The organism is Streptomyces sp. NPDC048671, from assembly GCF_055587045.1.
In genome coordinates this window covers 237,400-252,555 of sequence record NZ_JBVJHB010000006.1, presented here as the reverse complement: position 1 = coordinate 252,555, position 15,156 = coordinate 237,400, and the positions used below count along the sequence as shown (strand labels likewise).

The 15,156-nt window shown below is 71.2% G+C and carries 15 protein-coding genes; 8 read left to right on the top strand and 7 right to left on the bottom strand.

The genetic code is table 11. The annotated features are described in order from the left end of the window. Window positions 1-34: 34 nt before the first annotated feature. The 7 genes from ACZ6S6_RS14340 to ACZ6S6_RS14310 all read left to right on the top strand — a co-directional run bounded on the left by ACZ6S6_RS14340 (window position 35) and on the right by ACZ6S6_RS14310 (window position 6,355). Window positions 35-1,108, top strand: a complete 1,074-nt coding sequence (locus ACZ6S6_RS14340) for an energy-coupling factor ABC transporter permease (protein WP_362955167.1) — start codon at window positions 35-37, stop codon at window positions 1,106-1,108. Next, window positions 1,108-1,869, top strand: coding sequence for a cobalt ECF transporter T component CbiQ (gene cbiQ / locus ACZ6S6_RS14335; RefSeq protein ID WP_362955166.1), 762 nt, complete (start codon window positions 1,108-1,110; stop codon window positions 1,867-1,869). The genes ACZ6S6_RS14340 and cbiQ overlap by 1 nt, the downstream gene beginning before the upstream one ends. Then, window positions 1,866-2,654 carry an energy-coupling factor ABC transporter ATP-binding protein gene (locus ACZ6S6_RS14330; protein WP_469705823.1) on the top strand — a complete coding sequence of 263 codons (789 nt, stop codon included), beginning with the start codon at window positions 1,866-1,868 and terminating at the stop codon, window positions 2,652-2,654. The genes cbiQ and ACZ6S6_RS14330 overlap by 4 nt, the downstream gene beginning before the upstream one ends. Window positions 2,655-2,720: 66 nt before the next feature. Beyond that, a complete protein-coding gene (locus ACZ6S6_RS14325; RefSeq protein ID WP_362955275.1) occupies window positions 2,721-3,881 on the top strand; it encodes a serine hydrolase domain-containing protein in 1,161 nt (386 codons plus the stop codon). Continuing rightward, window positions 3,878-4,672 (top strand): SDR family NAD(P)-dependent oxidoreductase, encoded by a 795-nt coding sequence (locus ACZ6S6_RS14320; protein WP_469705822.1) that lies wholly within the window; start codon window positions 3,878-3,880, stop codon window positions 4,670-4,672. Before ACZ6S6_RS14325 ends, ACZ6S6_RS14320 begins: the two co-directional genes overlap by 4 nt. Window positions 4,673-4,754: 82 nt before the next feature. After that, window positions 4,755-5,318 carry an RNA polymerase sigma factor gene (locus ACZ6S6_RS14315; protein WP_469705821.1) on the top strand — a complete coding sequence of 188 codons (564 nt, stop codon included), beginning with the start codon at window positions 4,755-4,757 and terminating at the stop codon, window positions 5,316-5,318. Then, a complete protein-coding gene (locus ACZ6S6_RS14310) occupies window positions 5,315-6,355 on the top strand; it encodes a hypothetical protein (protein WP_469705820.1) in 1,041 nt (346 codons plus the stop codon). Before ACZ6S6_RS14315 ends, ACZ6S6_RS14310 begins: the two co-directional genes overlap by 4 nt. An 87-nt stretch (window positions 6,356-6,442) precedes the next feature. Here the strand turns inward: ACZ6S6_RS14310 and ACZ6S6_RS14305 are convergent, their stop codons facing one another. Further along, window positions 6,443-6,946 carry a MarR family winged helix-turn-helix transcriptional regulator gene (locus tag ACZ6S6_RS14305; RefSeq protein ID WP_469705819.1) on the bottom strand — a complete coding sequence of 168 codons (504 nt, stop codon included), beginning with the start codon at window positions 6,944-6,946 and terminating at the stop codon, window positions 6,443-6,445. Window positions 6,947-7,191: 245 nt separating this feature from the next. On the opposite strand from ACZ6S6_RS14305, the gene ACZ6S6_RS14300 reads away from it, so the two are divergent. Further along, window positions 7,192-8,586 carry an MFS transporter gene (locus ACZ6S6_RS14300; RefSeq protein WP_469705939.1) on the top strand — a complete coding sequence of 465 codons (1,395 nt, stop codon included), beginning with the start codon at window positions 7,192-7,194 and terminating at the stop codon, window positions 8,584-8,586. 63 nt (window positions 8,587-8,649) lie between these two features. Here the strand turns inward: ACZ6S6_RS14300 and ACZ6S6_RS14295 are convergent, their stop codons facing one another. The 6 genes from ACZ6S6_RS14295 to ACZ6S6_RS14270 form a co-directional block, all read right to left on the bottom strand. Continuing rightward, complete coding sequence (locus tag ACZ6S6_RS14295; RefSeq protein ID WP_362955272.1) at window positions 8,650-9,096, bottom strand: DoxX family protein; 447 nt, start codon at window positions 9,094-9,096, stop codon at window positions 8,650-8,652. A gap of 19 nt (window positions 9,097-9,115) precedes the next feature. Then, a complete protein-coding gene (locus ACZ6S6_RS14290) occupies window positions 9,116-10,873 on the bottom strand; it encodes a discoidin domain-containing protein (protein WP_469705818.1) in 1,758 nt (585 codons plus the stop codon). 191 nt (window positions 10,874-11,064) lie between these two features. Then, a complete protein-coding gene (locus ACZ6S6_RS14285; RefSeq protein WP_362955152.1) occupies window positions 11,065-12,177 on the bottom strand; it encodes a DUF1996 domain-containing protein in 1,113 nt (370 codons plus the stop codon). Window positions 12,178-12,617: 440 nt separating this feature from the next. After that, window positions 12,618-13,805 (bottom strand): serine/threonine-protein kinase, encoded by a 1,188-nt coding sequence (locus tag ACZ6S6_RS14280; protein ID WP_469705817.1) that lies wholly within the window; start codon window positions 13,803-13,805, stop codon window positions 12,618-12,620. Window positions 13,806-14,187: 382 nt separating this feature from the next. Continuing rightward, window positions 14,188-14,370: a DUF397 domain-containing protein gene (locus ACZ6S6_RS14275; RefSeq protein WP_469705938.1), complete on the bottom strand. Its 183-nt coding sequence runs from the start codon at window positions 14,368-14,370 to the stop codon at window positions 14,188-14,190. 61 nt (window positions 14,371-14,431) lie between these two features. Continuing rightward, the gene (locus ACZ6S6_RS14270) at window positions 14,432-14,986 is read right to left on the bottom strand and encodes a hypothetical protein (RefSeq protein ID WP_469705816.1); all 555 of its coding nucleotides are present in this window, start codon (window positions 14,984-14,986) and stop codon (window positions 14,432-14,434) included. Window positions 14,987-15,156: the final 170 nt, after the last annotated feature.

The window sequence follows — 15,156 nt, the reverse complement described above, 5'->3', positions numbered from 1 at the left end:
GTCACGCAGTAACGCAGGAAGCGGAGCCGCCCCCATGCATGTACCCGACGGATTCATCAACGCGCCCGTCTCCGCCGTGGCCGGAGTCGTGGCCGCCGGTGCCGTAGCGGTCAGCCTGAAGGGGGCCCGCAGGGAACTGGACGAGAAGACCGCGCCGCTGGCCGGGCTGGTCGCCGCCTTCATCTTCGCCGTGCAGATGCTGAACTTCCCGGTCGCCGCAGGTACCAGCGGCCATCTGCTGGGCGGGGCGCTGGCCGCGATCCTGGTCGGGCCCTACACCGGGATCCTCTGCGTGTCCGTCGTCCTGCTGATGCAGGGCATCCTGTTCGCCGACGGCGGGCTGACCGCGCTCGGCGTGAACATCCTCGACATGGGCATCGTGACCACCGTCGTCGCGTACGCCCTCTTCCGCGGACTGGTCGGCCTGCTGCCGCGCACCCGCCGCTCCATGACCGCCGCCGCCTTCGTCGCCGCACTCGTCTCCGTACCGGCCGCGGCCTGCGCCTTCACGCTGATGTACTGGATCGGCGGCACCACCGACATCCCGATCGGCAAGGTCTTCACCGCGATGGTCGGGGTCCACGTCCTGATCGGCATCGGTGAGGCCGTGATCACCGCGCTGACCGTCGGCGCCGTCATCGCCGTACGCCCCGACCTGGTCCACGGCGCCCGCGGGCTCACCGCCCCGCTCAAGCTCCGGATCGACGGCGAACTCGTCGACGCGCCCGCCCGGGAGCCCGTCGCCCCGGTCCCGGCCCCGGCCGCCCGCTCCAACCGGGGCCTGTGGGCCACCGGCCTGATCACCGCGCTGGTGCTCGCCGGCTTCGTCTCCTTCTACGCCTCCGCCAACCCCGACGGCCTGGAGAAGGTCGCCACCGACCAGGGCATCGACAAGAAGGCCGAGGAGCACGCCGCCAAGGACTCCCCGCTCGCCGACTACGGCGTCAAGGACATCTCCGACGCCCGGATCTCCGGCGGACTGGCCGGAGTGATCGGCGTCGGCGCCACCCTCGTCGTCGGCAGCGGCGCCTTCTACGTCGTCACCCGCCGCCGCCGTACGAGGGACGAGCCCGCGGGCGGCGGCACCCGTACCGGCGAGAAGGTCTGATGGGCGCGGGACACGCCCACAAGCTCTTCCGGCACGGGCACTCACCCGTCCACGACCTGCCCCCGCACTGCAAACTCGCCGCCGTCTTCTGCTTCGTCGTGGTCGTCGTCTCCACCCCCCGCGAGGCGGTGTGGGCCTTCGGGCTGTACGCGCTGCTGATCGCGGGCGCCGCCGCGCTCGCCCGCGTCCCGGCCGGCTTCCTCCTCAAACGGCTGCTGATCGAGGTGCCGTTCGTCGCGTTCGCGCTGCTCATGCCGTTCGTGGTGCCCGGCGAGCAGACCCACGTCCTCGGCCTCTCCGTCAGCGTCCCCGGCCTCTGGGGCGCCTGGAACGTCCTGGCCAAGGGCACCCTCGGCGTCGCCGCCTCCGTGCTCCTGGCCTCCACCACCGAACTGCGCTCCCTGCTCCTGGGCCTCCAGCGGCTGAAACTGCCGCCGCTGCTCGTCCAGATCGCCTCCTTCATGATCCGGTACGGCGATGTGATCACCGACGAGATGCGCCGGATGTCCATCGCCCGCCGCTCGCGCGGCTTCGAGGCGCGCGGGGTACGGCAGTGGGGCGTGCTGGCGAAATCCGCCGGCGCGCTCTTCATCAGGTCCTACGAGCGCGGCGAACGCGTCCACCTCGCCATGGTCAGCCGCGGCTACACCGGCACCATGCCGGTCATCGACGAGGTGACCGCCTCGCGCACCCAATGGGCGTACGCCTCGTCACTCCCCCTGCTCGCCCTCGCCGTGTGTCTGCTGGGATGGACCGTATGAGCCAGTCCGCCGTCGTCCCCGTACCGCCCACGCCGCCGCCCTCCCTGGAGGTCGGCGGTCTCGCCTACGCCTACCCCGACGGCCACCAGGCGCTGTTCGGCGTCGATCTGACCGTCGCGCGCGGTGAGCGCGTCGCCCTGCTCGGCCCGAACGGGGCCGGCAAGACCACCCTCGTCCTGCACCTCAACGGCATCCTCGACGCGGGCGCCGGCACCGTCCGGGTCGCCGGGCTCCCGGTGGAGAAGCGCAACCTCGCCGAGATCCGCCGCCGCGTCGGCATCGTCTTCCAGGACCCCGACGACCAGCTCTTCATGCCCACCGTCCGCGAGGACGTCGCCTTCGGGCCCGCGTCGGGCGGGCTGCGCGGCGCCGAACTGGAGGAGCGGGTCACCGACGCGCTCAAGCAGGTCGGCATGGAGGAGTACCTCAACCGGCCGCCGCACCACCTCTCCTTCGGCCAGCGCCGCCGCGTCGCCGTCGCCACGGTCCTCGCGATGCGGCCGGAGATCCTCGTCCTGGACGAGCCCTCCTCCAACCTGGACCCGGCCTCCCGCCGCGAACTCGCCGACATCCTGCGGTCCTTGGACGTCACCGTGCTGATGGTCACGCACGACCTGCCGTACGCCCTGGAGCTGTGCGGCCGCGCGGTCATCCTCAGCGACGGGGTCATCGTCGCCGACGACCGCACCCAGGACCTCCTCTGCGACGAGCAACTGATGCGCGCCCACCGCCTGGAGCTCCCCTTCGGATTCGACCCAGGCTCCGTCAAGGTGAACATGAGGTAACCCGCCCCACGCCCCACCTGCGGCGCAATGCACCATGGGGGGATGAGCGGGAGCGCGGGAACAGGCGTGGACGTACGGGGCACGGCGGCGCCCGGATTCGAACCGGTCCGGGATGCCTTCATCCGTAACTTCGAGCAGCGAGGCGACCGCGGGGCAGCGGTCACCGTCTACCGGCACGGACGCAAGGTCGTCGATCTGTGGGCCGGGACCAGAGACGTCGACGGCGTCGAACCATGGGCCGTCGACACCGTGCAGGTCGTCCGCTCGGCCGGCAAGGGCATCGCCGCCGCCGTCCCGCTGCTGCTGCACCAGCGCGGCCAGATCGATCTGCACGCGCCGGTCGGCACCTACTGGCCGGAGTTCAAGGCCAACGGCAAGGACCGCGTACTCGTGCGCCACCTCCTCGCCCACCGGGCCGGGGTCCCGGCCCTGGACCGGCCGCTGACCCCCGAGGAGGCGGCCGACGGGGTGAGCGGGCCGCGGGCCGTCGCCGCCCAGCGCCCCCAGTGGGAGCCCGGCACCGAGCACGGCTACCACGCGCAGACCTACAGCTGGCTCGTCGGCGAACTGGTGCGACGCGTCACCGGACGCACCGTCGGCCGCTGGGTCGCCGAGGAGATCGCCCGCCCGCTCGGCCTGGACTTCTGGTTCGGCATCCCGGCGGACGAGGCGCACCGGGTGGGCCGGATCGGCCCGGTCGAGACACCCGAGGGCGACGGCGCCGGCGCGCTGCGGATGCGCCCCAAGCGGTCCGTCGTCGACGCCTACCGAGACCCGGACTCGCTGACCCGCCGGGCGTTCGGCGCGATCGACCCGTTCCCCGACGAGAACGACCCCGGCTACCGGGCCGCCGAACTCCCCGCGTCCAACGGCACCGCCACCGCGCGGGGCCTGGCCCGCTGCTACGCCGCGATGATCGGACCGGTCGACGGCCACCGGCTGTTCGCCCCCGCCACGCTGACGCTGGCCCGCACCGAGGAGTCCGCGGGCCCCGACCGGGTGCTGGTCGTCAACACCCGTTTCGGGCTCGGCTACATGCTGCACGGGCCGGCCTCCCCGCTGCTCGCCCCGGGCTCCTTCGGACACCCCGGCCGCGGCGGTTCGCTCGGATTCGCCGACCCCGAATCGGGCATCGCGCTCGGCTATGTGACGAACGGTCTGCAGAAGGGAGTCACCGCCGACCCCCGTGCCCAGGCACTGGTCCGCGCAGTACGGTCGGCGCTATGACTACTGCTGCGCTCGCGCGATTCGACGGATACGGCGTTCTCATCACCGGTGCGGGCCAGGGCATCGGCGCCGCCACGGCCCGCCGGCTGGCGGCCGAGGGCGCGCGGGTCCTGGTCACCGACCTGGACCCGGACCGGGCCGCGCGGGTGGCGGCGGAGATCGTGGCGGCCGGTGGCGGGGCCGAGCCGCTGGGCTGCGACGTGACCGACCGGGCGGCGGTCGAGGCGGCGGTGGCCCACGCCGTCGCGTCGTTCGGCGCGCTCGACGTACTGGTGAACAACGCCTACGCGTGCACCCCGGACACCGCGCTCTTCGAGGACGAGCCGGACGAGGTCTGGGAGCGCGACCTCGACGTCACCCTCAGCGGCGCCTACCGGTGCGCGCGGGCCGCGCTGCCCCACCTCGCGGCGTCCGGCCGGGGCGCGATCGTCAGCATCGGATCGGTCAACGGCGTGCAGGACTTCGGCAACCACGCCTACAGCGCCGCCAAGGCGGGCCTGGGCAGCCTCACCCGTACGCTCGCGGGCCACGCGGGACCGCGCGGGGTGCGGGTCAACCTGGTCACCCCCGGCACGATCCGCACCGACGCCTGGGCCGGCCGCGAGGCCGAAATCTCCCGGATCAGCGGCCTCTACCCGCTCGGCCGGGTCGGCGAGCCGGAGGACATCGCGGCCGCCGTCGCCTTCCTCGCCTCCCGCGACGCGGCCTGGGTCACCGGGACGACGCTGTGCGTGGACGGCGGGCTGACCGCGGTGAACACGGGCTTCCGGCAGGCCGTCGCGAAGGAGTAGCGGGCCGCCGGGAACGCTTGCTCCGATCCTGTGCAAGTACAGGGTGAGACCGCCATCCGGGCGGGATCGGACAGGAGATCCCATGGATTCGGACGAGGACCTGCTCACTCGCGCCGCACGCGAGCCGACGGCCTTCGAGCCACTGGTCGCCCGGCACTCCGCCGCCCTGCACAGCTATCTCGTACGCCGGGCGCCCGAGGTCGCCGACGACCTGCTCTCCGAGCTTTGGCTCCAGGCCTACGCCCACCGCGGCAACTACGACGCGGCGCGCGGCTCCGCCAAGGGCTGGCTGTTCGGCGTCGCCAGGAACGTCCTGGCCCGGCACCGGCAGTCCACGGCCCGCGCCGCCGACCGCCCGCAGGTGCCTGCCGACGCCGTCGTGGGCGACCCGTGGCAGGCCGTCGACCTGCGGCTCGACGCCGCCGCCGTGGGCCCGCAGCTGCGCAGCAGACTCGCCGAACTGCCCGAAGGGGAAAGGGAGCTGCTGCTGCTCGTGGTCTGGGAGCAGCTGACCCCGGCTGAGGCGGCAGCCGCCCTGGGGATACCCGCCGGCACCGCCCGCTCCCGACTGCACCGGGCCCGCGCCCGGCTGCGCGACGGACTCTCCGGCCCCGCCCGTACGACCCTCACGGGAGACTTCGCATGACGAACGACGGCCAGTACACCGACCTGCTCGACTTTCCCGGCGGCGCCGCCCTCGAACGCGCGGGCCGGACCGAACCACTCGACCCCGCCGTCCAGGAGCGGGCCCACTCCCTCGTCCTCGGGGCGATCGGCGCGGACACCGAGGCGGCCGCCGCCGGCACGGCGGACACCGGGGCGGCGGCCGTGCCGGCACCCGCGATGCGGCCCCGCTCCGGCCGGCGTCGGCTGCTCGTCGCCGCCGCGGTCGCGACCGTCGCGGCGGGCGCCGCCGTCCTCCCGGTCACCGACATCGGCGGCGGGCCCGCCGCCGGCGCCTCGGCGGCCGATGTGTTCGGCGCCATGGCGGACCGGGCGGCCGCGGGGAACCCGAGCGCCGCCCCGTACTGGAAGACGACCGTGAAGACGTGGGTGGAGGGCCGGCGGGCCTACACCGACGACATCCTTCTGGGCCGGGACACGGTGGTCGTCAAGGCCGCGGACGGCCGGACCGTCACCAAGAGGATTCCGGGGGGCACCAGTTGGCCCGTCGGCAAGGGCGAGGTGAGCTGGGACGGCCTCGGCGATCTGCCCTCGGAGCCGGACGCGCTGCGCCGTGCCCTGTCGGCCGGGGCCGACGGGCCGGACGCCGCCGCCGAGCAGACCGTCCAGCAGGCCGGACAACTGCTCACCGACGCGCCCCTCCCGCCGCGTCTGCGGTCCGCGCTCTTGCGCGTACTGGCGAAGACGCCCGGGGCCACCGTGACGGAGGGGGTGAAGGACGGCAACGGCCGTTCCGGCACCCGGATCTCCTGGAAGTGGGAGGCGCGTCCCACCGAGAGCAACAAGGAGGACTGGGGCTGGGCGCCGGCGCGGGCCGCGGGCGAGGAGGACAAGGGCGGCTGGAAGATGGCCACGGCTGCGACGCTGCGACCGAACTGGATCGTGTCCCCGTCCGACGGCCGCCTCCTGGAGGTCGGCCTCGACCCGGACGACAGGCCGGGTCACGTCGTCCAGCGGCAGACGTATCTGTACGCGGGCCCGGCGAACAGCACGCGCTGAGGTCCCGTACAGCACCGGCCTCCCAGGGTCACTCCCGGGAGGCCGGTGCGGGGGATGTCCCGTGTGGCGCCGGGAACCTGGCCCCGGTCAGCGGTCGGTCGCGTCGTCGTACACGCCCACGATCCGTTCCAGGAAGGCCGCCACGACGGCCTGTTCGTCCGGCGAGAGCTCCGAGGCGGCGTCGGTGACGCCCTCGATGACCGGCGCCACATGCTCGTACGCCGTGGCGCCCCAGTGCTCGGCCGGGGTGACGATCACCTTGCGGCGGTCGGTGGGGTGCGGCTCGCGGGTGGCGTGGCCGCCCGCGACGAGCCGGTCGATCACCAGGGTCGTCGCCGCCGTCGAGGCGTCCAGCCTGCGGGCGAGATCGGTGGGCGTCGTCGGCCCGACGTTGACGAGATGGTCCATCACGGCGAGACCCGCCGCGTCCACCCGCAACCGGCGCCCCAGGTAGCGCTCGAACCGCTGCTGCCGGAGCGTCAGGTTCCGTAGCTGCTCGCGGATGGCACCACCGGTCGTCGCGGAGCCTGCGGGCGCCGGGGCGGTCTCGGCGGGGTCGGTGGGGCCGGCGGCGGGCGGTTTGACATCCATGCGGCTCAGGATACTCTCGATATTGCTAATAATATTGGTAATCAATGATCTGAGGTAAAATGAGCGCGACGGAGCCGATCGCCGCACCGGGCGCCGACCCGGACGGCCCGGGGAGGGTTCCCGGGTCGGCCAGGTCATCCGGGTCATCCGGGTCGGCCGGGTCGGCCGGGTCGGCCGGGTCATCCGGGTCGGCCGGGTCGGCCGGGGAAACGCCCTACCGGTGGCGCTGGCTGATCCTGGCGGTGATGCTCGTCGCGGAGATCATGGATCTGCTGGACGCGTCCATCGTCAACGTGGCCGGACCCGAACTGGAGAGGTCCCTCGGGGCGGGCCCGGTCGGCCTCCAGTGGGTGATCGGCGGCTACGCGCTCACCCTGGGCGCGGGCCTGATCCTCGGCGGCAGACTGGGTGACCGGTACGGGCGCCGCCGGATGTTCCTGCTGGGCCTGGCCGCCTTCACGCTCACCTCGCTGCTCTGCGCGTGCGCGCCGACCATCGAGTCGCTGATCGTCTTCCGGCTGCTCCAGGGCACCGCGGGCGCGATGCTCCTGCCGCAGGGCCTCGGGCTGCTGCGGGAGAACTTCTCCGGCGCCGAACTCACCAAGGTCTTCGGCATCTTCGGCCCCGTTCTCGGTCTCGGCGGCATCGTCGGGCCGGTCCTGGGCGGCGGGCTGATCCAGAGCGACTTGCTGGGCCTGGGCTGGCGGCTGGTCTTCCTGGTCAACCTGCCCATCGGCATCGTGGCCCTGATCGTCGCCGCGAAGGCCGTACCGAAGAAACCGGGCGACCGCACGGTGGTCGTCGACGGCGTGGGAGCGGCCCTGGTGGCCCTGTCCTGCGCGCTGCTGGTCCTGCCGCTGAACCAGGGCCAGGACGCCGGCTGGCCGCTGTGGACCTGGCTGTGCATGGCCGCGTCCGCCCTCGGCTTCGCCGCCTTCGGGCTCCAGCAGCGCCGCACCGCAGCGCGGGGGCGTCAGCCGCTGGTGACACCCGCGCTGCTGCGCAAGCCCGCGTTCACCGTGGGGCTCGGCGGGATCGCGCTGTTCTTCGGCGGACTGGTCGGCAGCCAGCTCGTACTGACCCTCTACCTCCAGATCGGGCAGCACTTCACCGCCGGTGAGGCCGGTCTCGGCAATCTGCCGCTCGCCGTGGGGACCGCGATCGGCGGCGCGGTCAGCGGCGCGTTCCTCGCCGAGCGGATCGGCCGGGCGGTCCTGCAGATCGGCCCGCTCGTGCAGCTCGCCGGCGCCGGACTGCTCTGGTACGAGCTCGGCACCACCGGCTCGTTCTCCGTCTGGGACATCGCGCCGGGCGTGGCCGTCTCCGGTGTCGGGGCGGGCATGGTGATCGCCGCCCTGTTCAGCTTCATCCTCGCGGCCGTGGACGACAGCGAGATCGGCTCCGCCTCCGGGGTGCTCACGGCGGTGCAGTCCATCGGCGGCTCGATCGGGGTGGCCGTCTTCGGCTCGGTGTTCTTCGACCGGGCCGGAGCCGGTGAGTTCACCGCCGGCTACCGCCACGCACTGATCGCGCAGGCCTGCCTGCTGGTGGCCTTCCTGGCCATCACCCTGCTGCTGCCGAAGGAGGCACGGCCCGAGGGCGAGGAGTACGCGGGGGCGGGGGAGGGGGCCGGGGCGTGACGCGCGCGGCACCGGCCTCCCGGGGGCAGTCCCGGGAGGCCGGTGCGCGGGGTACCCGTCCCCTCAGGCGGGTACCCGCAGGCGCTGCTTCCGCCGGACCTCCGTGTCCTCCCCGGTGGCTCCGCGGGAGGTGAACAGCCGGTCCGCGGCCAGTGCGCCCGGTCCCGAGAAGACGATCAGCAGCAACGTCCAGCAGAAGAAGACCGCGGCCTCGCCGCCGTTCTCCATCGGGAGCAGGCCCCGCTGCTGGTGCACGTCGAAGTACGCGAACGCCATGGAGCCGGAGCCCACCAGAGCGGCCGTTCTCGTACCGAGGCCGAGGAGCACCAGGGTGCCCCCGGCCAACTGGATGACAGCGGCGTACCAGCTCGGCCACGTGCCCGCCGGTACCGGTTCATCGCCGAGGACGCCGAACAGCGAGGCGATCCCGTGGCAGGTGAAGAGCAACCCGATGACGATGCGGAACAGGCTGAGCGCGTAGGGCTGTGCCCGCCCCAGGCGATTGATCATCATGAGGGCCCGTCTCCTGTCAGCTGTAGACGCCGAACTCGTAGAGCGAGTAGCCGTAGCCGGAGCCGCGTTCCGTGCCGTTGATCCGCACGTAGCGGCCCGTGCCGTTGACGTCGATGTCGTCGATGTCGCCGTCGCCGTCGGTCACCGACTTCACCGTCGTCCAGTTCTGTCCGTCCTCGGACGTCTGGATGTCGTACGCCTTGCCGTACGCCGGGTCCCAGGCGAGCTGCACGTGCTTGAAGCTCGTCGAGGCGCCGAGGTCGACCTGGAGCCACTGCGGGTCGCTCCAGTCGCTGGCCCAGCGGGTGTCGAACTTCCCGTCCACCGCGTTGGCCGCACCGCATGGGCAGCCGCCGGTCGGGTCGGTCTGGAACGAGGACGCCGTGGCCGTCTTGCCCTGGGACACGTTCGTCCCGTCCACCTTCGGCGGGATCACCTTGATGGACTTGGTCTCGATGCCCTCGTTGCCCTTGCCGTCCGTGGCCTTCACGTAGACCTTGTAGACGCCCGTCTTGTTCGGCGCCTTCGCGGTCAGCGTGCCGTCGCCGTTGTCCTTGGTCTCGGCGGGGACGAGCGCCTTATTCTCGTCGATGTAGTTGCTGCTGAACAGCACCTGGTAGCTGATCGCGTCGCCGTCCGGGTCGGACGTCCTGGTGCTGATCCGCACGTCACCGCCGGTGGGAACGCCGGAGGTGGCGTCGTCCACCGCCATGTCCGTGATCACCGGCGGGGTGTTGTCACCCGAGGTGTCGGCGCCGTACGCCTTCTTCACGGCGTAGTACGAGAGCCGCTTCTCGCCGCCCGGCAGCAGGTTGAACCAGACGCCGCCGAAGTCGTCCTCGACGCCGTAGTGGAACATCGTGGCGCCGAGCGCGACCCCGGTGTGGCCGGTGACGCAGCCCCACGCCTTGGTGTAGCCCTCGGCCTTTGCGACATCGGTCGGCTCGGTCGGGACGCCGTTCGCGTCGTCGTCGACCTCCCACTCACCGGCCGGGCCCGTCTCGGTGACGATGTAGGGCTTGTCGTAACCGCCCTGCTCCCAGTCGGACTTGATGTCGCACACCGCGTTGTAGGCGTTGACGGCGTACAGGTCGAGATCGGGGGCGTTCTTCTTGTAGTACGGCCAGGCGCCGGTCCAGGCGTCGGTGGAGGTGACCGGGTGGTTGGGGTCGACGTCGTGGATCTTCTTCGCGATGTCGTTGACGAAGGTGGTGTACGCGTTGCGCTGGGCCTCCAGCTCGTCACCGCCGTAACAGTTCTGCAGGCCGAGCGTGGACTCGTTGCCGACGTTCCACATCAGCACGCCGGGGTTGCCCTTGTAGGTGTCGACCCACTTGGGGAACTCGGCGAGCATGTCGTTCTTGTACTGGGTGTCCGTCAGGTAGTTCACGCAGCCCCCGCTTCCGGGGCCGCCGCCCGGCTGGAGCCAGAAGCCGGCGATCACCTTGACGCCGTTGGCCGCCGCGGTGTCGAAGAGCGGCTTGCTGGTGGCGTCGGTGCCCCAGGTGCGGATGGTGTTGACGCCCATGGACGCCACGTCCGGCATGTACTTCTCGGCGTCGGCGACCGAGGGGCCCCAGGTCAGACCCTTGACCGTGTACGGCGAACCGTCCACGGTCAGCTGCCAGGCACCCTGCGAACCGGTGACCTTGACGACGCTGCCGGCCGCCTGGGCGGCGGGCGCCTGAAGGGCCACCAGGGCGCCGGCCAGCAGAGCCGCCGCCGCGAAGGGGGCTACGAGGCGTTTGGCCGTTCGGGTGGGGGGATGGTGCATGTCACTCTCCTTGCGGGTGGGGGGAGGCAGGTGGGGGAGGGGAGGGGGAGGAGGAGGCGGTCGGGGGGAGGGGTGACCCCGGGTGATCTTGGAGAGCGCTCTCCAAGATGGGCCGAAAAAAGGCCCGTGACCCGGGGTGCGGGTGTGCGGGTGTGCGTCCGTACGCCTGTACGCCCGCACGCCTGTACGGGCTACGGGAGTTCGTAGTCCCCGTTGAGCACGGGGCCCGCCTCGGGGTGGTTCTCGTCGTAGCCGTGCGGGTCGCACTGGAGCCCGCCCTTGACGCAGTGGGTGACCATCGCGTCGAGCGTGGCGGCGTCCCACCCGTTCATGAAGTCGTAGTGGAAGGAGAAGCCGGCGCCGCTCGCCAGTTTCACCTGCGACATGTCACCGTTGACCGGCCAGGCCATCTTGAACTCGATCATCGGCAGCGCGACGGGGTGGTCGGCCGGGCAGGAGTTGTAGTTGGCGCCCCCCGCCACCGGGTAGGCCATGTGGCTCGTGTGGTCGGGCGTGTCCAGGTGGATGCCGTCCCAGCAACTCGGCGCCTGGAGACGCAGGTTGAGGTAGGTGTCCCGACTGGTCGGGCAGGTGGCCGGGAAGTCGTAGTTCTTGAACGACTCACCGCACTCCCAGCCCTCGACGGTGCCCTTGAGGTTCTTGAACTCGTCCTGAGACTGCATCGGGCTGCCGACGACGTACCGCAGTCCCCTCGGGAAGGGGCGGACGCTTCGGTAGTCGGTGACCCCCGACTTGTAGTAGATGGTCTGGACGCCCTCGGGGAGGATCTTCGTGTCCCCGTTGAACAGGCTCGGCATCCAGTACCCGGACTTGTCGCCGGGGGCCAGGCAGGTGGTGTCGCCCGCCTCCAGCGAGGCGGTGGTGGTGTTGGCGTTCGTCGTGGTGTTGCCCATGAACGTGTGGTCATGGGACTTGCCGGGCTGCCCCGGATAGACGATCGGGTCGTCCGGAGCGGTGTGCGTGGGGGCGCACTTGGCCTGGAACTCGTGGAAGTACGCCGGCGGCGGGACCTCCATCGAGGGGGTGACCCCGGTGACCGGCGGGTCGGCCATGATGTAGCCGTCCCCGTCCGGGTCGTCGCCCGAGGCCTGGGTGGAAGCCTCCATGCCGGGCATGCCCGGCATGGAGTACGCGGCGTGCCCGGCGTGCGCGCCCGCCGCGGCAGCGGTCGGCGTTTCGGTGGACGCGTTCGCCGTCGCGGCGATCCCGGCGATCCCTGCCGTGGTCAGGGTCAGCGAGGTGAACAAGAGCAGTCCGGTGAGTGTTCTCGACCTCCGTGGCATGGAGACCTCCTGCTGCGTGGGTGGGGGTGCATGAGGGTGGGAGAGCGCTCTCCCATTCCGGAGTGTTCCGCTCCTGACAAGAGCGTGTCAATAGTTGGTTAACGACGGCCGCGATACGCGGAGTTGGCGCGGCGAGGCGGTTGGGTGGCGGCGGGGGCGGGTGACCTGCGCGGATGCCCGCGGGGTGCTCAACTCGCGTGCAGCGTGCACGTGTTACCTGTTACCTGATACGCGTTACCTACAGGCAGGCGGGCGGGCGGACTGCCGATGGGGTGGCCTATGCGGAAGGTGGGACCGTCGCCCGTCTGGCGGACTCCTTCCGCGCGGTCCTTTGACTGCACCGTCCGTACCGTCCGTACCGTCTGCACCGTCCGCACCGACCTCGACGGCTGGGGGCCAAGGGGCAGCTGAGTGCGGGGTCGGCCTTCCGGCCGCGGTCGTCAATCCCGCACGTAGCGAGTGAGCGCCTCGGCCAAGTCGCGGTGCCACGCCTTGGCGCGGGCGGCGCGACGGGCCTTGATCTCGCTCTCGACCGTCGAGCCGTCGAGCAGCGTGACCGTGATGTGTAGCCAGGTTCGGTGGGTGACGCGGTGGGTGACGTCGGCAATCTCCGTCCAGGAGAAGTCGAGCTCAACGTCGTCCTGGTCGAGGTCCTCGTCGTTCTCCACCTGGTCGAGCGGCGGTCCGCCTCCGTGGAGTGTCAGCAGTACCCCGTCGGCGTCGAGCACGATGCTGGACTCCGTGTCCGCGGCGATGAACGCTTCGCTGTCCGAAGCCACCCCCCGTCCGGGGCGGGCGTCCGCCGGTGCGCCGACGATCGTGGGCAGGAGAGGGCGAACGTGCGGTGGCAGAGGCACGGTCGGGCGCGGGGGCGTGAGGGGGTACGACGTCGCTGCCTCCGCATTCGCCAACGCGTCGAAAAGGTCGAGGAGTTGGTCTGGGCTCGGGCGTCGGGCCGGTTCCTTGGCCAGGCAGGACGCGACCACCTCACGCATCACCGGCGGGACGGCGCTCAGGTCGGGCGGTTCGTGCACCGACCGATACATCAGCCCCATCGGCGTGCCTGCCCCGAATGCGCTGCCGCCCGCCGCAGCTACGAGGACCACGCCCAGCGCGAACACGTCCGCCGCCCCTGTGACATCGGTGCCCATCGCCTGCTCAGGCGCGAGGAAGCCCGGCGTACCGAAGGCGTGGCCCGTCGCTGTGAGGCGTGTGAGCTCAACCGCCCTTGCGATCCCGAAGTCCAGGACGCGGGGCCCGTCCTCGGCCATGATGATGTTGCCGGGCTTCAGATCGCGGTGGACCAGACCGCAGCGGTGAATGGCCGCCAGCGCCTCAGCGAGCGCCGCGCCGAGCGCCTTTAGTCTCCCGGCGTCCATGGGGCCTTGGGACTGGATGCACTCGGCGAGTGTCGGCCCCGGTACGTACGCCGTCGCCAGCCAGGGTGGGTTCGCATCAGGGTCCGCGTCGACAACCGGCGCCGTATGGAAGCCGCCGACGGCGCGCGCCGCGGTCACCTCGGCACGGAATCGGGCGCGGAAGCCGGGGTCGGAGGCGAGTTCGCCCCGCGCGACCTTCACGGCAACGGCACGCCCACCGCGCGAGCGGGCCAGGTACACGGTCCCCATGCCGCCCTCGCCGATTCTCCCCTCGATGGCGTACGGCCCGATGCGTTTCTCGGGCTCCGTGTGCCCCCCGTTCCCCTGCCATCCGTCCGCGCCCACTCGATCCCCCGAGTCCGTTCGATCGACTGTTCATCGACGGGGATCATCTCACTCGCGGATCGCAACCGGGGCGCGTGCGGGGTCTTGACCATTCGGCCTCATGGAGGCTCTGAGGGCGTCGCTCGTCACAAATGGCTCGGCTTGATCCATGCCAAGCCGTGTGTCGGCGATGGGCGAATCGTGATTCAGCCGCCGCCGGCACCTTGTTCATAGCTATAAAGACGCTCTGTGAAACCAGTAGCCCCGAGGCGTGTTCCGCACCAGAGCTATCACCCGGTTCACAGCGTTAAACAGCGGTACGGATGCGGTCCCCGTCTACGCCGGCCACGAAGGCTGACCAGGTATCGACGCCAAAGATCAGGACCGGACCACCTGCAACCTTGCTATCCCACACAGGCACCGCGCCGTGGGCGTCGGCAACCTCGACGCACTGACCGTTACCACTGCTGTAGCTACTCGTCCGCCACACCAGCTCGGTGGGTTCGTACTGCACATCAAACACCTTCTCTAGCGAGTGAGGAGCAGCGCTCCTATCCGGCCTGCAGCCAGCTTTCGAGAAGAGCCTCCCGATGCCGTGATGCCAATACTGTGGAGGGCTGCTGGTTTCCGAGGTACCAGTCGGACAGGACGGCGGGTGAGGATTCACCGCGGACGAAGCGTGCGAGCAGTCCCAGCGAGAGATCGACTTCTCGTTGCGTGTAGGCGATTGATGCGCCTGAGAACACCGGCGTTTTGTACTCGTCTCCACCGGCGGCGATCACTACGGTCATCTCGGTCGGGCTGCCCGGAACCCATGCGTTCAGAGCTGCAGCGGCAACGCTCGCGGCGCGGGCTGCCCATCGGGCGGCGGTTGACCGTACCGGCGCCTCGGTCACCCGTAGGTCTGCCACGTCGGACCAGGACCACTGCCGCGGGTCGGGCCCGACGACCTGCGGACCGACGGGTGAGAGAAGCACGCCAGGTGCTGGTGGGGTGGGGGGCACACCCAGGTATGTCTCCTCCGACTGGATCCAGAAGAGACCGACCATGGTGCCAAGGTCCTGCTGCTGAGGCGGCGTCGATTCCAATGTCAGCTCCTTGCTCATCGGTCGGCCGCCGGAGGCGGCCGGTGCCGGAGCTACCGAACCTATGTGGCCCTTGACCGGTGCTGTTCTGTTTGAGCCACATCGAGCACGGGACGGGGCGCGGCGGCACAGTGCCGGCGTGCTGTGCCGCTGCGCGACGGACGTGTCCGCACCTGCCCCGTACACGGCCG